Origin of the sequence: Pseudomonas sp. UBA5706 (assembly GCF_002419965.1) — a bacterium.
Classification (GTDB): Bacteria; Pseudomonadota; Gammaproteobacteria; order Pseudomonadales; family Pseudomonadaceae; genus Aquipseudomonas.
Genome location: NZ_DIHC01000011.1, coordinates 154,691 through 174,800 on the forward strand (window position 1 = coordinate 154,691; position 20,110 = coordinate 174,800).

Consider the following 20,110-nt stretch of genomic DNA (forward strand, 5'->3'; position numbering starts at 1 on the left):
CGGTGCAGGTCAGCGAATATCCACGCTGTAGCGAAAATGGCTGGCATGCCCGCGGGAGCGGCGCCACTCCAGCGGCTGGCCGGCGTAATTGCGCGCCAGGCGCTCGATCACCACCACGGGGCTGCCGGTCGGCACTTGCAACAGACGGGCGTGCACATCGCTGACGGCCTCAGCCGTGAGGGTCTCTTCAGCGTAGGCAACCACCTGGCCGCACAGCGCCTCGTAGATCGGGTACAGCAAGGGGCCCTGACGGCTGAGATCGGTTTCCAGCAGGGTCTGGAATTGCACCTGCGGCAGCCAGATCTCCTCTGCAAGCACCGGCTTGGCATCGAGCAGACGCAAACGAATCAGGCGGATTACCGGCGCGTCCAAAGGCAGGCCCAATGCCTGCGAAACCGCCGACGGCGCGCTCACCGGATCGATGGACAGAATGCGGCTCTCTGGCACCTGACGTTCGCCAGCGACACTCTGAAAGCGGAAGAAGCGGAACAGCGAAGACTGGAACTGCGCGCGACGAATGAACGTGCCCCGCCCCTGCTGGCGCTCGAGGATATTCTCGTTGACCAACATATCGATGGCTTTGCGCACGGTGCCAGTGGACAGGCAGTACTCGCTGGACAAGGCGGCTTCGGTAGGAATCGCTTCACCCGGACGCCAGCGATTATTGGCGATCTGCTCGGCCAATTGATCACGCAAACGTTGGTAAAGCGGCAGGCGAACATCACTGGACAGACGGTTCATGGCGGCGCTTCGCTGTTGTAGTCATGTAGTCATCTATATGAATCTGCGCGAAGTATTATTCCGTTACATGTGCTCGTCAAGGGTGAGGTACGTGGCGTCCTGATGAACGGCCTGCCGCTTGCTGAAAATACCCGGGGGCGCAGGCATTTGGCGTGCTGCCGCGAAACGGCAGCACGCCCTGCATTCAAGACCGATCCACAGGTGCGTGTTGAGGGATCAATGCGATCGTTGCCGGGAGGATCAAGTACGCCCGGCGTAGTGATCGATCAGCCGGTTGAGCAGGATCGCCAGAACGATGATCACGCCGGTGATCGCCATTTGATAAAAGGAACCCAACCCCAGCAGGTTGAAGATATTGCGCAGCACTTGCAGCAACATCACGGCCACCGCCGTGCCTACCACACTGCCCCGCCCGCCAAACAGGCTGGTGCCGCCCAACACCACGGCGGCGATGGCGTCCAGTTCCATCCCCTGAGCCGCTGTCGGCTGTCCGACATGCAGACGCGAGGTCATGAGAATGCCGCCGAATGCCGCAAGCACCCCGCAGATCGCGAACACGGCAATGGTCACCGCACGCACCGGCACCCCGGACAACCGCGCCGCTTCGGCATTGCCGCCCGTCGCCAGCACGTATTCACCGAACACGGTGTAACGCAGCACGAACCAGGCGACGGCGGTGATCAACACAAAGATCAGGCCCAGCACCGGAAATGCAATGCCGTGACTGGGCAGTACATCGATCATCGCCGACCCGATACGGGTAAAGCTTTGCGGAAGACCGCCGATGGGTGCGCCGTCGGATGCCAGAAAGGTCATGCCGCGCAGCGACACCAACCCGGCCAGGGTCACGATGAAGCTCGGCACCTTACCGAACACCGTAATGCTGCCCATAAAGGTGCCGATCAACAGCCCGGCAAGCAAGGTGGCCGGCACCGCAAGCCAGCCGCCCACTTGCTGCTGCAACATCACCGACACCAGGATGCCGCCAAAGGCGCACAGGCTGCCCACCGACAGATCGATGTTGGCGGTGAGGATCACGAAGGTCATGCCAATGGCGACGATGCCGACAATGGCCCCTTGCTGGAAAAGGTTGGCGACGTTGCCAAACGTCAGGAAATCATCCGACAGAAACGTCGCAATGATCACCGCGAACAGAAAGATGAACACGAAGTTGTAGCGCATCACCCAGTCCAGCACGGCGTTGCGACGAAATTCGGGGAGCATCGCAGGACGCTCAAGAGAAGGCAGGCTTTTGCTTGTCGTTGTCATGATTCAGGCCTTTGTACCCATCAGGATAGTATGTTCGATCTGGTCGCGGCTGGCGTGCAGCGGGTCGAAACACGCGACATTCCGGCCTTCGTGCATGACCCAGATGCGGTCACAGTTGACGTACAGTTCGTCCAGCTCGCTGCTGGCCACCAGCACTGCGGCGCCCTCTTCGGCCAGCGACCGCGCCAGCGCGTACAGATCGGCCTTGGCGCCGACGTCCAGTCCGCGACTCGGTTCATCGAGCAGCAGCAACCGCGTGCCGTCGATCACCCACTTGGCCATGACCACCTTCTGCTGGTTGCCACCCGACAATTGCCGGACCGGTTGCTCCAGGGTGTCGAACTTGGTTTGCAGGCGCTTGAGGACAGGTTCGCTGCGCTGCTTGGCCTGGGCGTGAGAAAACCAGGTCAGGCGCCGGGTGTGCACCAGCGTGGCATTGCGGTAAATCGCCGCGTCCAGCAGCAGCCCTTGGCTTTTGCGGCTTTCCGGAACCAGGCCAACACCGCAGCGGATCGCCTGGCGCGCCGTGCGCACCGAATACGGCTCGCCAAACAAACGCACCTGGGCATCGACCTTGCTGGCGCCGAACAGGCCCTTGAGCAGACTGCTGCGCCCGGCACCGTTGAGTCCGGCCAGACCGACGATCTCGCCCTGCCGCACTTCAAGGTCGCGCACATCCAGACCTTGCGCGCCTTGCAGGCGGGTGACCTGCAAGGCCAGCGCCTCCCGGGGTGGCTTGCGCGTGGCGCGTTCGAGCAACTCCCGGTGTTCGCCCACCACGGCGGCGACCAGCGCGCGGTCATCGACCTCGGACAGTGCCTGGGTTTCCAGCGTGCGGCCTGCACGCAGCACGGTGACGCGGTCGCCGATTTCGCGAATTTCGTTCAACCGATGGCTGACGTACAACACCGCGACGCCCGCTGCGGTAATCTCGCGGATCACCTGGAACACGCGCTTAAGCTCGGTTTCATTGAGCGCCGCTGAAGGCTCGTCCATCACCACCACGCGCGCCTCGCAGGTCAGCGCCCGGGCAATCGCTGCCAGTTGCTGGTTGGCAATCGACAAGGTTTCCACCCGCGCCGAGGCACTGAATCCAGCGCCCACCCGCGCCAACGCATCCTTGACCCGCGCACTGCGTCTTGCTTTGGAAATGATGCCGAAACGGTGCGGGGTGTAGCCGAGCATCAGGTTTTCTTCGACGGTCATTTGCCCGACCAGGTCCAGTTCCTGATAAATCATGGCAATCCCGGCTTCACGGGCCTGCTGCGGAGTTTTCAGTTCCACGTTGCGCCCGTCGATCAGCATCTGGCCCTGGTCGGGACGATGAGCGCCAGCCACGATCTTGAGCAGCGTACTTTTGCCCGCGCCATTGGCTCCCAGCAGGCAGTGCACCTCGCCGCGCCTGAGCGTCAGGCTGGCATCGGTGAGGGCGATCACGTTCGGCGGGAAACGCTTGGACAGGTGACGGATGTCCAGTGCCAGGTCATTCATGGTCCTGCTCCAGCAAGAAATGCGCGGTGGCTTCGTCGGTCGCCAACACGTTGGCGTATCCGGCACGCAGGCAAGCCAGCACCACGGCATGCTTGGCCTGACCCACGCAAACGGCGATCGACCAGGCCTTGTCGCGCAACGCTTCGGGGCGCAGGCCCAACGTGCGGTCGTCCAGTTCAGGCATCACCACGGCGCCGTCAGCGCCGATGAAGCGGCCCATGATGTCGCCCACCGCGCCGCGACGGGCCAGCTCTTCGATCAACGGCTCATCGACGTAGCCCGACTCCAGCAGCACCGAGCGATTGGACAGCTCGCCCAAGCTGAAGCAGGCCACCGAGGCTTGCTCGCCGAGCCGCAAGACGCTGGCGATGATCGGGTCCTGCTCCAATGCTTCCCGGGTTCGCGCGTTGCCGAGAATCGCTGGCACCGGCAACAGGGTGGCGCGGCCTCTGGCGGCCTGGGCGAAGCGCTCGGCAACGTTATGACTGGGCTCGCCCACCGAGTGGGTGTTGATGGCGCCGTTGAGCAGCACCACGTTAAGTGCTTCGTTCCAGCGCGGGGTCAGCCACTGCGACATCTTGGTCAGGGTGCGACCCCAGGACACACCGATAAGATCCGGCGCGGGCTGCAGATTGCACAGGTAACGGGCGGCGGCCTGGGTCACGGTATTGAGCGCGCTGGCATCATTGTCGTCAGCTACCACCAGCGCCTCGCGCAAGCCGTAGCGGCGCTGCAACTCGGCCTCCAGGTGCGGCAGGCGCGTCGAACGGGCGACGATTTCGATGCGCACCACGCCGGTATCCCGGGCTTCGCGCAGCAGGCGGCTCACCTGCCAGCGGGTCAGGCCGGTCTCCCGCGCGATGTCGCTCTGGTTTTTTTCGAGGTCGTAGAACAGTTTGGCGACCTGCACCATCAGGTCTTCGCGCTGGGTCTCGTTGGGCAAACGTGGCGCCAGTGGCTCCTGAGCGCTGGCGGTTTCGCCCGGTTGAAACACGTGCTTGTTTGATTCGCTCATGCAGTGGGCCTCGCGAGAACGGCGCTGGACACATTGGCGCTGCGGGACATTCCCGACCTGCAGCTGATCGGTGCGACGCTTTCGGTGGCCTCGCGGTAGCGTCCCAGCAGCTCGACGTAGCAATCGTGGGCCTGGGCATCAGGCTCGATGATCCTGCCACGGGTGGTGAAGTCGGTGGCGGCCTGCTGCAGATCGCCGAAGGCACCCAGCGCGCAGGCCGCGGCGGCGGCAGTGCCGATCAGGGTGAGATTGTCGTGGGCGACCATTTCGAACGGCACGCCGGTGGCATCCACCGTGGCCTGCAGCCACAGCGGGTTGTTCTGGAAACCGCCCGCCGCGACCACGCGAGTAATCTCGGTGCCTTGGGCGCGCCATGTGTGGAAGATGTTCGCCGAGCCCAGCGCAATGGCTTCCACCGAAGCCCGGTACAGGTCATGACGATCGTGATTGAGCGATAGCCCCATGATCGCGCCGCGCATGTCCGGTGAGCGGTACGGCGTGCGATTGCCCATCCAGTAGTCAAGCACCAGCAGTCCGGTGGAGCCGGGTTTGAGCTGTCCTGCCCGCTGGATCAGCTGCTGGTGGCCGGCGGCGTCCAGGCCGAACATCTTTTGCGCCAGCCAGTTGAGAATCGAGCCGGCGGACACCTGCCCGCCTTCCATCAGCCATTGGCCGTCGAGCAACGCGTCGGGATACGGCCCCCAGATGCCCGGCACGTCCATGCGCTCGGGGGTGTGCATCAGTTGCACCACCGAGGTCCCGCCGATGAACAACAATTCTCCCGCCCCGGTGGTGCCCGCGCTGAGCATGGCCATGTGCGCATCGATGCCGCCTTGCGCCACCAGCGTGTCTCGACTCAAGCCCAGGTGGCTGGCAGCTTCGCCGCTGAGCGGGCCGATCCTGCCGCCTACCGCGATCACTTCACGTGGCAGCTTGTCGGCCAGTTCGGCCACCCCCAACTGTTCGTACAGCTCCACCGGAAAGCGCTCGCGGCGAGTGTCGTAGTTCCATTTGCAACTGGCGTTGAGGCGTGACGCGACCCAGCGTCCGGTGAGCTTGAAATTGATCCAGTCCACCGCCTCGCAGATGCGCTCGGCCGAGGCGTACAGGTCAGGTTCGTTGCGCGCCATCCACATCGCCTTGGGCACCAGCCATTCTACGGCGTCGCCCCCGGCATTCATCATCGGATGGCTGACCTGCGCCGTGCGCGCGGACTCAAGACCGGCACGACAATCCATCCACAGCAGCGCCGGTCGCAACGGCTCACCGTCGGCCTTGCAGGCGACGACGGTCGACGCGGTCGTGGCCACGCACACCCCGGCCACCTGCGGATGACCCGCCTGCGCCATCAAACGGCGGCAGGCCTCGCCCAGCGCCGCCCACCAGTGCCCGGGCAATTGCTCGGCCCAGCCCAGCTCGGGGTATTGCGTGGCATAGGCGGCCTCGGCAACCTGAATCAGCTTGTGGCTGTGCAGGTCATACAGCCCTGCCCTTACGCCACCGGTCCCGAAGTCCAGCCCCAGCAATAGGCTCATCGATTTCCTCCTGCGTCTGGCCGACGCTTTTTGTTGTTTTTCAGCGAATGTCGCTTACGGACGGAAAATCACCTTGGCCGCCACTTCCTTGCGTTCGGCATAACGGCGGAACATGTCCGGCAATTCGGCCAGCGGCAGGTCGTGGGTGATCATGAACTTCCATTGCAGCTCCCCGGACGCCAGCTTGTCGATAGATGCCGTCCACTCGTCACCGGGGAACGGCGCGGAGAACGAATTCCACGCGCCATGCAGGGAAATCTCCTGGCGCAAAAACCAGGAAAAGGTTGCGGTGCTGATCGCCACGTCGGCCACCGGTATGCCGATGAACACCACGTGCCCACCGGCCTTGGCCAGTTGCACGGCCTGGTTGATCGAGCTGGGATGGCCCGCTGCTTCGACCACCAGTTGGCAGCGTGGCAGTTCAGCGTCCGCCGTGCCGCTGAGCAAGGTGCGGGTCGCACCGGCTTCCCGCGCCATCGCCAGTTTCTCTTCGGCAATGTCGATGGCCACGATTTCCTTGGCGCCCATCAAACGCAGCCACTGGATGACGAACAACCCAATCGGCCCACACCCCACCACCGCACCGTTCTGCCCGGCCTTGAAGTCGGCCTTCCAGATGGCATGCAAGGCAATGGCGGCAGGGTCTACCAGCGACGCTGCTATCGGGTCCATGTCCTGCGGCACTTTGATCAGGTTGCTCAGGGGCACGTTGACGAATTCAGCGTAGGCACCGTCGCGACGGCTACCGAAATAATCATAATTCTCCGAGCGCGAGGGGAATCCGCGCTGATATTGATCGCTGGACACATCGGGAATCATCGGCGGCACGGTCACCAGCTCGCCGATGCTGTAGCCCTCGACGCCGGTGCCGATCTGCTCGATGAAACCGGCAAATTCATGGCCACAGATCAGTGGCATGCGGTGCGCGCCCTTGCTGAGCATGCGTGGAATATCCGACCCACAGACGCCACACGCGGCGACTCGAACCAGCGCATGGCCCGGCTTGACTTCAGGCTTGGCGACGTCTTCGACACGAATGTCACCCGGTTTGTACATGACGGCAGCTTTCACATTGAAACCCTCTTGGTTGAATGAGAGGCGCACGGAACCTTCGCGCAGCACCCCGGCAAATCAGGAATGGAGCAGGCAGGCATCAGTTGCCGGCTGGTCGGAACTCGCCAAACGTGGCCTTGTGGTTCACTTGGGCCGCATTGCTGTGGGTCAGCACTTGGGTTCCGGCGTCGATGAACGCCGGTACCGGCTGCCCGGCCGCCAGCGTGCGCGCGGTATTCACGGCCAGCTCGCCGAGATAGCCCGGATCGTTGAGCGCAGTGGCCACGTACTGTTCGCCGTTCTGAATCGCATCGATGGCTTCGGACAGGCCATCGACACCCGCCACCAGTACATCCTTGCGCCCGCGCTCCTTGAGCACCTGAAAGGCGCCCATGGCCATGTCGTCGTTGTGGGCAAATACCGCCTTGACGTCGGGGTGAGCCTGCAGCAGGTCCTGCATCGCGGTCACGGCGTTGGCGCGCATGTACTCGCTGTAAGGGCCGTCGACGATCTTGAATGCGCTGCCCTCGAAGGCGCTGTGAAAGCCTTTGCGACGCTGGGTCATCACGGTTCCGCCTGCATCGCCCTGAATCTCGATGATCTTGCCGTCGCTGACGCCATGGCTTTTCAAGGCGGCTAACAGCGCCTCCCCGGACAGCTTGCCCATCTTCACGTTGTCGCGGCCGATGGTGGTGGCGACGTCGCCGTTGATGGAGCGGTCCACGGCAATGACCGGAACCTTGCGGGCCTTGGCGGCCTCCAGGGAAGCACCGACTGAATCAGGGTTGACCGGGTCGATGATCAACACGTCGATTTTCTTGGTCAGCAAATCCTGAATGTCATTGTTCTGCTTGCTGATATCGCCATTGGCGTCGAGAAAGATGAGGGTATCGCCGTCTTGCTTCGCAGCGGCGATGGCGCCGTCGCGCAGTTGGACATAGAAGGGAGATTGAAGGGTGACCTGACTGAAACCGATTTTCAGGTCTTTGGCCTGGACAGACGCGCCACCGAGGATGGCAGCAGAAACGGCAAGGGCCAGCGATAACGCACGAACGGGTTTTCGGGCTAGCTGCAACATGATGAAGTCCTGTTTTTATTGTTGTCTGGATTCCTGACGGCCCTCTTGTGGCTCGCCAACAAATGTGAGTCAGCTTCACATTTGCAAAGCGAGCGTAGCCCTAGCCTGCATTTGGGTCAAGGCAAACTGTGAGAATTCTTACAGCAGCAGCGAACTGCCCCCCTGTTAACGCGATGCACCTCTGACGCTCAACCAAATGAGGACAAGCCAATAAATGTTATTTTTCTAACATTTATCGATGTGTGGGGGTTTTCCTGATCCTTTTCCATGAACGACGAACGCCATCCCAGCTGACGGACCTGGGATGGCGTAGAGGTGAAAGGAGCAACAGGGAGCGTGCGGCGTTATCACCCCGGAGGAATGGTCGCCAACATGCCAAGGGTGATGGTCAGCGCCAAGAATCCCAGCAGGAAAATCGTCATGCGGGCCATCAGGGCCTCCTCACAATGTTCACGATATTGGTGAATACAATTCCGGGCATGGCCCCGATCAGGCGCGAGCGGGCCCCGGCAGCGATGAGTATTGTGGGGTGCATGACGGTTTCAATACAGGGCCAGGTATTGCAGAGAAAAGCGGATCAGATGAGAGACCGCATGTTACTTAACAGCCGCCTGCAACCCAGGCCGGGAGAGATTGATCCACGCCTGGACGCTCGGCCGCTGCCACTGACGCCCTGCGTACCGCTCCAGCATTGCAGGCAGGGCATCGCCATTGAGGATCAGGCGATTGAGCATCAGCGCCAGGTCCACATCGACGATCGACCATTCACCGAACAGGTGCTCGCGACCATCGGCCAGCAGTGTCTGCGCAGCATCGATCAACTTCTGCGCCGCGACGTCGGCATCGGCTGTCAGTGGCGGGGCTTTCTGGGCGTAGAACACCACCAGCGTCGAACGCTCCTGACGCACAGGCGCCAGATCGCTGCGCAGCCAGGCCTGGATCTGTCGCGCCTTGGCCCGCGGCTGCAGGCCGTAGGGATAGACCGGAGCGTCGGGAAAGCAGTCCTCTAGGTACTCGGTAATGGCCGAGGACTCGGACAAGGAAAACTCGCCGTGGACCAGCGTTGGCACACGCCGGGTCAGCGACAGATGGGCGTAGTTCGCGGTCCGCTGCTCCCCCGCCTGCAGATCCAGCGGAATCAGTTCGAAGGCGATGCCCTTCTCACGCAATGTCACGAAAACCGACAGGGCGTAAGGGCTGGTGAATTGAGCATCGACGTACAGGCGCAGGCGGGCATCGTTCACGGGGTGATCTCCATCTTCAGGAAGACCAGACGCTACGAGAATGGCGAGTACAAGGGAAATTCAAGATGTTCATAGCCGTATTCCCACGCGGAATGCGAGGGTCCGTTCAAGCGATCCGACGCTCTGGCATGTGTACCGGAACGGCTACCAACAGCTCTGCTAATCTGCTGCACCCCACTGACGACAGGTACGCCATGATCCATATTCGCGAGATGACAATGGACGATTACGACGCGGTTCTTGCCTTGATGAGCAACACACCCGGCATCTCCCTGCGCGATGCCGACTCGCGCGAATCGACTGCCCGATACCTGCAGCGCAACCCCGGCATGAGCTTGGTGGCAGAAACCGAGGCTGGCCTGTGTGGTTGCGTAATGTGCGGGCATGACGGACGCCGCGGCTACCTGCAGCACCTGTTGGTGTTGCCCGACTACCGGCGTCAGGGCATCGCCAATACGCTGGTGCAGCATTGCCTTCGCAGCCTTGAAGCGCTGGGCATTGGCAAGTGCCATTTGGACGTGCTCAAGACCAACGATGCCGCAGCAGGCTATTGGCAGCATCAGGGCTGGCAGTTGCGACGCGACATCGACCGCTATTCGTTCACCCGGCCAGGCAATGAAAATGCCTGATGCAGCGCCCCCTTCAGCCGTTAAGCTGCGCGGCGGTTTCGATGAGCAAATGTCGAAACCACTGGTGGGCAGGATCATTGCGATAGCGCACGTGCCACGCCATCTCCACCGCAAATGTGCCCAGGTCCACGGGCGCCGGCACCACCTTGAGCCGGGCGTCCTTGGCGATGTGTTTGCAGATCAGCCGCGGCAGCGTCGCGCAGTAATCGGTCACTGCGATGATTTCCGGCACGGCAAGAAAGTGCGTCACCGATATCGCCAGTTCGCGGCGCAAGCCCTGCCGCTCCAGCGCCTGGAATAACCCGACGCGCAGCCGTCCCGGTGGCAACACGTTGACGTGGCGCAACTGTTCATATTGCGCCCGGGACAGGCTGTCGCGCACCAGTGGATGGTCGGCGCGCACGACACAGGCAAGCCCGTCGTCCATTACGTGCTGAACGATGAGGTTATCCGGCGGATCGACCATGCGCCCAAGGGCCATATCGGTGGTTCCCGAGACCACGCCCGTTTCGGCCAGGTCCGTGCCAAACGGCATCAGGGCCACCTTAATGGCCGGGGCCAGTTCGCGCAGCCTGGCGACCAGCTGGGGTATCAACACGATCTCGACGTAGCTGTTGGGTGCGATGTTGAACTGCCGAGTCGAGGTCGTGGCGTCGAAATGCTGCCGCCCCATGATCACACCGTCGAGGCGGGTCAGCGTTTCGCGGATGACCGGGGCGATTTCTTCGGCGAACTGGGTCGGCTTGATGCCATAACGCTCACGAATGAACAGAGGATCGTGCAGGGTATCGCGCAGGCGGTTGAGCGTGTTCGACAGCGCAGGCTGGGTGATGCCTAGCCGAGCGGCGGCGCGAGTGACGCTGCGCTCCTCCATCAAGGCCATGAAGACGGGCAACAGGTTGAGGTCGTATCGCATGACTCATAACGCTCAATGAATATCTGGGATCAGATAAGTAAATTTCTCGAATATCTGGAAGCGGCGCAACCTTACTCCACGCAACACCAATCAACAACTCGCCATCACCGATATGAGGACTGCGCCATGAGCATCAAACACGTACTGTTCATCCTGACCAACACCACCGAGATCGGCCCTAACCAGCGCGCCACCGGGTATTTCTTCCCCGAAGTCGCTCATCCTTACGACGTGTTCGCTCAAGCGGGCGTAGCGGTGGAATACGCCTCCCCGCTGGGCGGCACGCCACCTGAGGATGGCTACGACGAGAGCGACCCGGCGCAGCGGGCGTTTCGCGACAGCTCGGCCATCCGCCGCATGGCGCGCAGCCGCAAACTGTCGGAGGTGGACGTACTGGACTACGACGCGATCTTCTTCCCCGGCGGCCTGGGCCCGATGGTCGACATCGCGCGCGACCCTGAGGTCAAACGCGCAGTAGCGCGTGCGTGGAACGGCGGCAAGCTCGTGGCTGCGGTGTGCCACGGCCCGGCGGCGTTTCTGGGCGTCAAACTGGAGAACGGCAGGCCGTTTCTCGATGGCCGTCGAGTGACATCTTTTTCCAACGATGAGGAAGCCGGCTACGCCCAGGCTGACGTGCCATGGCTGCTGGAAACCGCGCTACGCGCCGAAGGTGCCGACTATTCGGCAGCGGCTGCATGGCAGGAAAACATCGTGGTCGACGGACGCCTGCTGACCGGACAGAATCCGGCATCCAGTGGCGCGCTGGCCAAAGCGATCGTCGCGGCACTGCGCTGAAATCCATTGCACGCCGGTCCCGTCCCGTGCGGTCTGCGGGCCGGGCGCTGCGTGAGTCTGCTATGTACACTCACTGAATCCAACAAGGAATCGAACATGTCCGCCTACGTCATTTTCATCCGCGAGAACACCACGGATGCCGCAGAGCTGCAGCAGTACGCCGAGAAGGCGCCCGCTGCACGCACCGGCCACGACATCACCCGCGTTGCATTTTATGGCCAGCTAGATGTGCTGGAAGGCCCCTCGGCGGAAGGCGTCGCCATTCTGCGTTTCCAGGACATGGCCGCCGCCCGTGCCTGGTATGAAAGCCCCGCCTATCAGGAGGCCCGCGAGCACCGTCTCAAAGGCGCGCAATACCGAATGCTGCTGGTCGAAGGCAGCGACGCCGTCTCCGTTTAAAGATACGCGCCCGCTGTAGCCACCTCACGCTCTGCACGCCACGTCGATTGCGCAGCAAGCCGGCTTGCCGACGGCAGCGATCTCGGCGGCGCCACCGCCGGCAGGCCGTGCGGCTGCAGAGGCGATGCCGGATGGGTCAGGCCTGAGCGATGGCGTCGCTGAGTGCTACCGCGTCGGCACCGGCCGCAATGCGCATGGGCGAAGCCGGATCCGTCACGGCCCGCCACACGGCTTCGGCGACGTCGAGTGCGTGGGTGACCGGCGAATCGGTGTCGCGCACCGCTTCGAAAACCCGCTCCCTGAATGCGACGTACGCCTCAGGCATGCTCTCGCCCATCAAGCGACGTGCGTTGTCACCAAACCGGGTGCTCGGCGCACGACCCGGCAGAACCAGGCGCACACGGACATTGAAGGGTTCCAGCTCTAGCGCCAGCGACTCGGTGAAGGCATTCACCGCCGCCTTGCTGGCGGTGTAGACCGACAGCAGCGGCAAAGGCTTAAGGGTCACGGTGGACGTCACGTTCACGATCACGCCCGCGCGCCGCTCGCGGAACTGCGGCACAACGGCCTGCGTCGTGGCGATGCTGCCCAACGTATTGGTTTCGAAGACTTCGCGAGCGCCGCTCAGTGCCGTGCCTTCAAGCGGCGCAAGCAAGCCGACGCCGGCGTTATTGACCAGTGCGTCAATGGGCCCTGCGGCTTCCAGGCAGCGCTGGATGCTTTGGGCATCGGTCACGTCGAGGGCCAGCACCCGCAGGTTTTCCGAAGGCGGCAGCAGGTCTTCGCGCGGGGTGCGCATGGTCGCGATTACCTTCCAGCCGTTGTCCAGGAAAAGCTGAGCGGTTTCCAGGCCGAAGCCTGACGAGCACCCGGTGATCAATACAGTGTTAGCCATTTGAAACTCCAGCAAATGAATGACCCGTCCACCATAGATTCGTGCCACCAGACTAACTACACTCAAACGTCCTGCAATTTGTCGAGAGCGTCCGACATGGTTGATCCGCTGGCCGAAGTCGTGGGCTTACTGCAACCCGCTGCGCCGTTTTCCAAACTGGTGCTGGCCTCCGCACCCTGGGCGGTGCGACGTACTGAAACGGGCCGACCGTTTTATTTCGTGGTCCTTGAAGGTGCCTGTCGCCTCTCCATCGATGGCCCGAGCTACAGCGATACGATCACCCTGAACGAGGGTGACTTCGTGCTGATACCTGCGCCCCTGGCGTTTGCCACGTCAAGCCCGGACCGTGAGCCACCCCGCGAAGGCGAAGCGACGAACACCCTCATTACGCCAATGCCGGCAGGGGCGCGGGTTGGCGATCCGCAAGCGGCGGTAGACGTGCGCATGCTGGTGGGGCATTGCGTGTTCGGCTCGGCAGACGCAGCGCTGCTGGTGCCGCTGCTGCCGCGCTGGGTCCACGTACGCGGCGAGCGGCGGCTGGCGACGCTGGTGCAACTGGTCGGCGATGAATCGCGGGCGCAGCGCCCCGCTCGGGAAATCGTCATGGCAAAGCTGCTTGAAGTGTTGCTGATCGAAGCGCTGCGCTGCACCGGCTCGACGGCGCCCTCGCCTGGCCTGTTACGCGGATTGTCAGACCCCAAATTGTCCCTGGCGCTGCGTCGCATTCATGGACACCCCGCCGCTGCATGGAGCGTCGCGCAACTTGCCAGCGCGGCGGGCATGTCACGTTCGTCGTTCTTCGAAGGCTTTGGCCGCGCCGTGGGTCTGCCGCCTATGGAATACCTGCTGACCTGGCGCATGGCGCTGGCCAAACAAATGCTACGCCAGCGGGAACTGGCCATTAGCGAAATCGCAGAACGGGTCGGGTACAGTTCGGTGAGTGCCTTCGGCGTCGCCTTCACCCGCCATGTCGGCATGCCGCCGGGGCGCTATTCGGCGAGCGAGGACGAGCGCGCCAACGCTGAAATCGAGCTCTGAACACGACGGGCCAGGTGTGGTTTAAACGGGCCGCAAAATACCGTGGCGGCGCAATTTTCTGTACAGCGTATTGCGGCTGATGCCGAGTCGGGCCGCAACGCGGGCAATGTGCCAGTGCTCTGACTCAATCAGGTCGAGCAGCGTTTGGCGCTCGGACACTCCGAGCGGGTTCTCAATCGCGGCAACCGGCTCGCGCGGCAGCAGTTCCGCCACATCGTCCAGCGCAATCCGTCCCTCCCACGCCAGCGCCACCAGCGTGCGCAGGCAAGTGCGCAGCTGCCGCACATTGCCGGGCCAGGCATGCGCCAACAGGTGCTCTCTCACCCCGGCCGCCAAGCGCACGTTTGTGCCCTTGGCCTCATTGCGCAGAAGCAAATCAAGCAAGCGGCCTTTGTCGGAGCGCTCGCGCAATGGCGGCAGCTGCACGGCGAACCCCCCGATGCGGTAGAACAGGTCTTCGCGCAGGCGCCCTTCGGCCACGCAACGCTGCAGATCCTGATGACTGGCACTGATCACGCGCACATCCAGCGCACGCCCCGATGCACCGCCCAGGGGCACCACTTGCCGCTCCTCCAACACGCGCAGCAAGCGCGTCTGCAACGCCAGCGGCATGTCGGCGATCTCATCGAGAAACAGAACACCGCCGTGGGCCTGCTCCAGTTTTCCAACCATGCCGTCCTTGCGCGCACCGGTGAAACTGCCGCCGCGGTAGCCGAACAGTTCGCTTTCGATCAGTGCTTCGGGAATGGCCGCGCAATTGATTGCAACGAATGGCTGGCGTGCCCGCGAGCTGGCGCGATGCAGCGCTGCTGCAAAGGCTTCTTTACCCGTGCCGGTCTCGCCCTGCAAAAACACCGGAACATCGGCCTCCAGAACGCGCAGCGAGCGAGCGAAAGCGCGTTGCAGGCGAGGGTCTTCCAGGCACACACGCGCATCGTCGATCCTGGGCGAGGTGGGCATAAGCGACGGCGCTTTGGCGGCCGGCAGGCGTAACTGCCCGTAGAACAGGCGTCCATCGAGCAGGCGCAGGGGCCAACAGACGCTCGGCTGCGCACCGGCCTGACTGAGTAACTGCTCAACGGGGGTTTGCAGGCATTGGGTGAGCGATTGCCCAATCAACTGCGCGCGGTCCAGGCCCAGCATATCCAGCGCGGCCTGATTAACCGAACAGATGCGCGCACTCTCATCGAAACTCAGCAAACCTTCACCCAACAGCCCCACGTACCCTGCCTGGGGGTGCAAGCGCAACAGATAACGATGGGTGTCATCGCCCAGGAAAAAACAGCTCTCGATCAATCTGGCGCACAGGTGGGTCTGAGCCATGGCCTGAAAGTGCTGTTGCAGACTGTGCTCCTCCCGAACCGAGGAAAGGTTGAGCACTGCGAGCAACTGGCCTTTGGAATCGAAGATCGGACTGGCCGAACAGGTCAATCCCACGTGTGTGCCGCGAAAATGTTGATCACGGCAAATGGTGACCTGGCGTTGTTCGACCAGGCAGGTTCCGACGCCATTGGTGCCTTCGCTTTGCTCGTTCCACACCGAGCCGAGCCACAATCCGGCACGCTGGAATTGCGTTCGTTCAGCGTCGTTGAACACGCTGTCGATGGCCACTCCACAGGCATCGGTGAGCAGCACGACATAGCCATCGCCCCCGATCTTCTGATGAAGAGCGTTCATCTGCCAGCGTGCCGCGCCGATGATGTGCTCCAGCGGCGCACGGTGGTCCTGCAAACGTGACTGTTCGACCACATCAGGCGCACGACGGCTGGCGGGATCGAGCCGGTGCTGATCCAGGCAACGACGCCAGGAACGTGTGATGGCCAGGTCCGGAGCCGGACCGAGGTTGACCGCAGAGCCTTGCACGGCCTGCAAAACCTGTTGCGCGTGAGCGCTGAGCAAGGTGGGCGTCATTGTTATTGTGCTCCGCGACGGTTAGGAGACTGTTGGTGCGCAGCTTAGACCAGGTCAGCGGCGGGCGTCTGCTGCGGCGCGTCACGCAGACCGCTGCATCGGGTGACACAGTGTCACCTGCTCATCTCGTAATCGTGACACGCAGGCGCTGCGCCGACACCGCTTGTTATCTGCCGCGAAGGCTCTGCAACGGGCTTTTCCCGAAGGTGGCCCGGCCCTTGCTCTGATCGAAGCGGTACAAAAACAAAAAGACCGGGAGAACCCCTCATGAACATCGCTACGCAAGCGCCTGTGCACACACCCACTTCCCAGCTCTCGAACTGGGTCACAACGCTCAACGAACGACTTGTCCGACGTGATCTGCCTGGCGTCCTCGAGCTGTTTGCCGAGGAATGTTATTGGCGTGACTTGCTGCTTTTCAGCTGGAACCTGGTGACCCTGGAAGGCAAGCCCGCCATCGGCGACATGCTCCATACCAGGCTTGGCCTCACGGGACCCAAGCAATGGCAACTGCAGGGCGAGGCGACGCTGAAGGACGGCGTGCTCGGAGGCTGGATCAGCCTGGAAACGGACGTCGCCCGGGGCAAAGGCTATGTTCGTCTGAAGGACGGCCTGTGCTGGACATTGCTGACGGCCATGCGCGAGCTCAAGGGCCACGAAGAACCCACTGGCCGGCGCCGGCCAATGGGTGCCAATCACGGTCATGGCCACCTCGACAAGCGTAACTGGCTGGAGCGTCGTCGCGATGAAGCTGCCTCACTGGGGATTACCACTCAACCCTATTGCCTGATCGTTGGCGGCGGTCAGGGCGGCCTGGGCCTGGCTGCGCGACTCAAGCGACTGGGCGTGCCGACCCTGATCGTCGACAAGGCTGAGCGCCCCGGCGATCAGTGGCGGGGGCGCTACAAGTCGCTGTGCCTGCACGACCCGGTCTGGTATGACCATATGCCCTATCTGCCCTTCCCCGCGCACTGGCCGGTGTTCACGCCCAAGGACCAGATTGGCGACTGGCTGGAGATGTACACCAACGTCATGGAGCTCAACTACTGGCCACGCACCGAATGCCTGAGCGCACGCTTTAACCAACAGTCCGCAAAATGGACGGTAGAGGTGCAGCGTAATGGCCAGCGGCTGACGTTGCAGCCCACTCAGTTAATCCTTGCCACCGGCATGTCGGGGGTTGCGAATGTGCCGGGTTACCCAGGGGCCGATGCATTCGTCGGTCAGCAACATCATTCCAGTTGCCACCCCGGCGGCGATGCCTGGCGTGGCAAGCGCGCAGTGGTCATCGGCGCGAATAACTCGGCCCATGACATCTGCGCCGACCTGGTCGAAAACGGCGCCGACGTGACGATGGTGCAGCGCTCCAGCACCCACATCGTGCGCTCCGACAGCCTGATGGAACTGATGTTCGGCGACCTCTACTCAGAGGATGCGCTGGCCGCCGGATTGACGACCGACAAGGCCGACATGCTGTTCGCCTCGATCCCCTATAAGGTGATGCCGAGCTTCCACAAGCCGATTTTTGCCGCCATCAAGGAGCGGGACAAAGACTATTACGACAGCTTGAGCAAGGCCGGCTTCATGCTCGACTTCGGCGATGACGACTCGGGGCTGTTCATGAAGTACGTGCGTCGTGGTTCGGGGTATTACATCGACGTCGGCGCCTCGGCGCTGATTGCCAACGGCACGATCAAGCTCAAGAGTGCACCGGGGTTGGGTGTGGAGCGCATCGAGAGCGACGCTGTGCTGCTCAACGACGGCACGCGCCTGCCGGCTGACCTGATCGTTTACGCCACAGGCTACGGATCCATGAACGGTTGGGCGGCAAAACTGATCTCGCAGGATGTGGCCGATAAGGTGGGCCGCTGCTGGGGGCTGGGCTCCGGCACGACCAAGGATCCCGGCCCGTATGAAGGCGAACTGCGCAACATGTGGAAGCCGACGCAGCAGGACAACCTGTGGTTTCACGGGGGCAACCTGCATCAGTCGCGGCATTACTCGCTGTACCTTGCGTTACAGCTCAAAGCGCGCTTCGAAGGCCTCGACACCTCAGTCTATGGTCTGGCCCAAAGGCATCACAAGGATTAAGGGAACGGTCGACCGGCCTGGCGCTGGGCTGGGCTGGGCTGGGCTGGGCTGGGCGATCACCTTTGTGCCGTTGCCGTTGTGTTCAAGTGGTATCGTGCGACAGCCTGGTCCCCGCCTGGAGGTCTAATGAATCTGGACGCAACGTTATCGGATGAAGCCGGCTCGCCGCCACAGCAGGGCTGGTTCCCGGTTGAAAATCGTGCCCGAATCGACGCGTTGATCGCAAAGCTGCAAACCAGCGACACCCGAGAAGGCGTCTCTCGCTACCACGCGATGGCCGAAGGGTATTTGCTCGGCCTGCTGGACTGCTATCACGTCAGTGCCGAGCATCACGACGCGGTAAGGCAGTACCTGCACAATTTGGCGATCGCGCGGTTGGACAAGGTCAAGCCCAAGGGGCGTAAGTAACACCACCGACGGCCTTTACCAATGATCGGCTCCCCGCCTTCACCGTCAGTGGAAGGCCGGCGTCGGCCGTACCACGATTTCCTTCATCCACCTCATCCGGCTATTCGATGGCGTAAAGCACCGCGCGGCCGATGGCCTCCGTCTGCAGGGCGATCGCACGGTGCGAACGAACGACTGCTGCCTCCTCGCAGATACATGACGGGGCGAGGCCAGCGATCACGTCAGACCCGTCCAGAACAATCGTCGAACGTTCGCCGCTACACCCGGTTATGATCAGGCCACTAGGCCTTTGCATGAACCTACTGGTCGATGATGTTCACCCGCGCCTTCCATGACTGGCGCAGTGGTGCATCCGACTGCACAGCGAGATCGCCCCATGTCCAGCTACCTGCAACTCTTCAACCACGGCGAAGCGTTTGAATCCTTCGTCAGCCGTGGCCTGCCCGCGGAAATCGCCGCCGTGCGGGTCATCCAGCAAAAACTGGCCGCCCCCGAGGCGATCACCCCGGCGACGCAACAACGGATACGTGCCGTCGAGGGCCGCTTCCATCTACTGGCGGCGAGCGAAATGTGGTGTCCGGATTGCCAGATCAACGTCACCGTCCTGGACTTTTTGCAACGCATGCACCCGAACATCGGCCTGGCGATCATGAGCAAAGGACGCGCCGAAAACGAGCTGAAGGAACGCCTGGGGCTGGAGCGAATTTCAATCCCGTTGGTCCTGGTGCTCGATGAACAATTTCAAGTGACAGGCCGCTTCATCGAACGTCCGCGCGACGTGCTGGCGGGCGGCGATGCAGTCAAGCCGGAGTACCGCGCAGGCCATTATCTTGAAAGCACGATTCGCGATCTGCTCGACCTCTTCGAAACTGCAAAGCCTTAACGCAGGCCGGACCGTGTAACCGTCCGGCTTACCAGCGGTAGCGAGCACAACCAGTGCGACCGGCAAGCCCGATACCTGCGGGGCATATCGTAGTGGACCATGGCGGCCGCCTGGCCTCATGTGCCAGCGAAGCGGCGGGCTTGAACGCTGCAGTGTGCTGCCGTTGCAGGTGCCGGAATTGTGTCGAGGGAACTCCCTTGCCACTTGTTGGCCCTATAGGTGTACACCTCTGAAACAGTCAGGAACAGGGGTAGGCGCGCGTAAGACACGGCGCTTTGAAATCCACTCGCTTAACAGGTGACACCGTGAATACATTCATTCCGCTGGAAAAACTGGAAACACTGGAAAAAGATGAGCTGAAAAATTGTTATGAAATCTGGATCACCACATCTGAAGCCTGGCCACAGGAACCCGACAGAACACAATGCAAGTGCCTCTGGCGTTCGGACCGGGAACTGACAACGGATGTAAAGATCGACGAGGCCTATTTTCAAAACCTGCCGAAGGTGTGGGTGGTGGTAGACAGCCTGGACGACAGTTATGTGAGCAAGACAGAACAAGCGTTGGGCAAGCACTTCGACGAACTACAGGTGAAGGGCAAATTCCATCCGCTTGATAAGCCCAAAGTCTGTTCGGATGACAAGAACACCGATCTTAGAAGCTGAAGTGCCTGGCAGCTCCCGTCGGTCAGGGTCAGCTGATTGAAGGCTGCCGCTGCC

Annotated in this window: 19 protein-coding genes; 8 read left to right on the forward strand and 11 right to left on the reverse strand. The window is 62.2% G+C overall.

The window, feature by feature from the left end; all coding sequences use genetic code 11:
* Positions 1–9: 9 nt before the first annotated feature.
* From B3I26_RS06420 to yfcF, 8 genes are all read right to left on the reverse strand, one after another.
* Positions 10–741 carry a GntR family transcriptional regulator gene (locus B3I26_RS06420; protein WP_296256215.1) on the reverse strand — a complete coding sequence of 244 codons (732 nt, stop codon included), beginning with the start codon at positions 739–741 and terminating at the stop codon, positions 10–12.
* A 240-nt stretch (positions 742–981) separates the two neighbouring features.
* A complete protein-coding gene (locus B3I26_RS06425) occupies positions 982–2,010 on the reverse strand; it encodes an ABC transporter permease (protein ID WP_296256217.1) in 1,029 nt (342 codons plus the stop codon).
* Positions 2,011–2,013: 3 nt separating this feature from the next.
* Positions 2,014–3,501, reverse strand: coding sequence for a sugar ABC transporter ATP-binding protein (locus B3I26_RS06430; RefSeq protein ID WP_296256219.1), 1,488 nt, complete (start codon positions 3,499–3,501; stop codon positions 2,014–2,016).
* Positions 3,494–4,516, reverse strand: coding sequence for a sugar-binding transcriptional regulator (locus B3I26_RS06435; RefSeq protein WP_296256221.1), 1,023 nt, complete (start codon positions 4,514–4,516; stop codon positions 3,494–3,496). Before B3I26_RS06435 ends, B3I26_RS06430 begins: the two co-directional genes overlap by 8 nt.
* A complete protein-coding gene (locus B3I26_RS06440; RefSeq protein WP_296256223.1) occupies positions 4,513–6,051 on the reverse strand; it encodes an FGGY-family carbohydrate kinase in 1,539 nt (512 codons plus the stop codon). Before B3I26_RS06440 ends, B3I26_RS06435 begins: the two co-directional genes overlap by 4 nt.
* A 54-nt stretch (positions 6,052–6,105) precedes the next feature.
* Positions 6,106–7,122 (reverse strand): galactitol-1-phosphate 5-dehydrogenase, encoded by a 1,017-nt coding sequence (locus B3I26_RS06445; protein WP_296256225.1) that lies wholly within the window; start codon positions 7,120–7,122, stop codon positions 6,106–6,108.
* 82 nt (positions 7,123–7,204) lie between these two features.
* Positions 7,205–8,182 (reverse strand): substrate-binding domain-containing protein, encoded by a 978-nt coding sequence (locus B3I26_RS06450; RefSeq protein WP_296256227.1) that lies wholly within the window; start codon positions 8,180–8,182, stop codon positions 7,205–7,207.
* A 596-nt stretch (positions 8,183–8,778) separates the two neighbouring features.
* Complete coding sequence (gene yfcF, locus B3I26_RS06455; RefSeq protein ID WP_296256229.1) at positions 8,779–9,426, reverse strand: glutathione transferase; 648 nt, start codon at positions 9,424–9,426, stop codon at positions 8,779–8,781.
* Between the two features lie 194 nt (positions 9,427–9,620).
* Here yfcF and B3I26_RS06460 point away from each other — a divergent pair, with 194 nt between their 5' ends.
* A complete protein-coding gene (locus B3I26_RS06460) occupies positions 9,621–10,055 on the forward strand; it encodes a GNAT family N-acetyltransferase (RefSeq protein WP_296256230.1) in 435 nt (144 codons plus the stop codon).
* A 13-nt stretch (positions 10,056–10,068) separates the two neighbouring features.
* On the opposite strand, the gene B3I26_RS06465 is transcribed toward B3I26_RS06460, so the two are convergent.
* Complete coding sequence (locus B3I26_RS06465) at positions 10,069–10,971, reverse strand: LysR substrate-binding domain-containing protein (protein WP_296256232.1); 903 nt, start codon at positions 10,969–10,971, stop codon at positions 10,069–10,071.
* Between the two features lie 126 nt (positions 10,972–11,097).
* Here B3I26_RS06465 and B3I26_RS06470 point away from each other — a divergent pair, with 126 nt between their 5' ends.
* Positions 11,098–11,766 carry a type 1 glutamine amidotransferase domain-containing protein gene (locus tag B3I26_RS06470; protein WP_296256233.1) on the forward strand — a complete coding sequence of 223 codons (669 nt, stop codon included), beginning with the start codon at positions 11,098–11,100 and terminating at the stop codon, positions 11,764–11,766.
* A gap of 96 nt (positions 11,767–11,862) precedes the next feature.
* A complete protein-coding gene (locus B3I26_RS06475; protein WP_296256235.1) occupies positions 11,863–12,165 on the forward strand; it encodes a DUF1330 domain-containing protein in 303 nt (100 codons plus the stop codon).
* Positions 12,166–12,301: 136 nt separating this feature from the next.
* Here the strand turns inward: B3I26_RS06475 and B3I26_RS06480 are convergent, their stop codons facing one another.
* On the reverse strand, positions 12,302–13,060 hold the full coding sequence (locus B3I26_RS06480) for an SDR family oxidoreductase (protein WP_296256237.1): 759 nt from the start codon (positions 13,058–13,060) through the stop codon (positions 12,302–12,304).
* 96 nt (positions 13,061–13,156) lie between these two features.
* Between B3I26_RS06480 and B3I26_RS06485 the strand changes: the two genes are divergently transcribed.
* Positions 13,157–14,098: an AraC family transcriptional regulator gene (locus B3I26_RS06485; protein ID WP_296256239.1), complete on the forward strand. Its 942-nt coding sequence runs from the start codon at positions 13,157–13,159 to the stop codon at positions 14,096–14,098.
* Between the two features lie 21 nt (positions 14,099–14,119).
* Here B3I26_RS06485 and B3I26_RS06490 read toward each other — a convergent pair whose 3' ends face one another.
* Complete coding sequence (locus B3I26_RS06490) at positions 14,120–16,009, reverse strand: sigma-54-dependent Fis family transcriptional regulator (RefSeq protein ID WP_296256241.1); 1,890 nt, start codon at positions 16,007–16,009, stop codon at positions 14,120–14,122.
* Positions 16,010–16,276: 267 nt separating this feature from the next.
* Between B3I26_RS06490 and B3I26_RS06495 the strand changes: the two genes are divergently transcribed.
* The 4 genes from B3I26_RS06495 (at position 16,277) to B3I26_RS06510 (ending at position 20,056) form a co-directional block, all read left to right on the forward strand.
* Positions 16,277–18,100, forward strand: a complete 1,824-nt coding sequence (locus B3I26_RS06495; RefSeq protein ID WP_296256243.1) for an NAD(P)/FAD-dependent oxidoreductase — start codon at positions 16,277–16,279, stop codon at positions 18,098–18,100.
* 126 nt (positions 18,101–18,226) lie between these two features.
* A complete protein-coding gene (locus B3I26_RS06500) occupies positions 18,227–18,508 on the forward strand; it encodes a hypothetical protein (RefSeq protein WP_296256245.1) in 282 nt (93 codons plus the stop codon).
* Between the two features lie 376 nt (positions 18,509–18,884).
* Positions 18,885–19,391 (forward strand): thioredoxin family protein, encoded by a 507-nt coding sequence (locus B3I26_RS06505; RefSeq protein ID WP_296256247.1) that lies wholly within the window; start codon positions 18,885–18,887, stop codon positions 19,389–19,391.
* A gap of 305 nt (positions 19,392–19,696) precedes the next feature.
* Positions 19,697–20,056, forward strand: a complete 360-nt coding sequence (locus tag B3I26_RS06510) for a hypothetical protein (protein WP_296256248.1) — start codon at positions 19,697–19,699, stop codon at positions 20,054–20,056.
* Positions 20,057–20,110 lie beyond the last annotated feature (54 nt).

Bases quoted from the DNA above. Each gene is read 5' to 3' on its own strand.
- B3I26_RS06420 (WP_296256215.1), bottom strand. From the start codon at position 741: ATGAACCGTCTGTCCAGTGATGTTCGCCTGCCGCTTTACCAACGTTTG.
- B3I26_RS06425 (WP_296256217.1), bottom strand. From the start codon at position 2,010: ATGACAACGACAAGCAAAAGCCTGCCTTCTCTTGAGCGTCCTGCGATG.
- B3I26_RS06430 (WP_296256219.1), bottom strand. From the start codon at position 3,501: ATGAATGACCTGGCACTGGACATCCGTCACCTGTCCAAGCGTTTCCCG.
- B3I26_RS06435 (WP_296256221.1), bottom strand. From the start codon at position 4,516: ATGAGCGAATCAAACAAGCACGTGTTTCAACCGGGCGAAACCGCCAGC.
- B3I26_RS06440 (WP_296256223.1), bottom strand. From the start codon at position 6,051: ATGAGCCTATTGCTGGGGCTGGACTTCGGGACCGGTGGCGTAAGGGCA.
- B3I26_RS06450 (WP_296256227.1), bottom strand. From the start codon at position 8,182: ATGTTGCAGCTAGCCCGAAAACCCGTTCGTGCGTTATCGCTGGCCCTT.
- B3I26_RS06460 (WP_296256230.1), top strand. From the start codon at position 9,621: ATGATCCATATTCGCGAGATGACAATGGACGATTACGACGCGGTTCTT.
- B3I26_RS06465 (WP_296256232.1), bottom strand. From the start codon at position 10,971: ATGCGATACGACCTCAACCTGTTGCCCGTCTTCATGGCCTTGATGGAG.
- B3I26_RS06470 (WP_296256233.1), top strand. From the start codon at position 11,098: ATGAGCATCAAACACGTACTGTTCATCCTGACCAACACCACCGAGATC.
- B3I26_RS06475 (WP_296256235.1), top strand. From the start codon at position 11,863: ATGTCCGCCTACGTCATTTTCATCCGCGAGAACACCACGGATGCCGCA.
- B3I26_RS06480 (WP_296256237.1), bottom strand. From the start codon at position 13,060: ATGGCTAACACTGTATTGATCACCGGGTGCTCGTCAGGCTTCGGCCTG.
- B3I26_RS06485 (WP_296256239.1), top strand. From the start codon at position 13,157: ATGGTTGATCCGCTGGCCGAAGTCGTGGGCTTACTGCAACCCGCTGCG.
- B3I26_RS06490 (WP_296256241.1), bottom strand. From the start codon at position 16,009: ATGACGCCCACCTTGCTCAGCGCTCACGCGCAACAGGTTTTGCAGGCC.
- B3I26_RS06495 (WP_296256243.1), top strand. From the start codon at position 16,277: ATGAACATCGCTACGCAAGCGCCTGTGCACACACCCACTTCCCAGCTC.
- B3I26_RS06500 (WP_296256245.1), top strand. From the start codon at position 18,227: ATGAATCTGGACGCAACGTTATCGGATGAAGCCGGCTCGCCGCCACAG.
- B3I26_RS06505 (WP_296256247.1), top strand. From the start codon at position 18,885: ATGTCCAGCTACCTGCAACTCTTCAACCACGGCGAAGCGTTTGAATCC.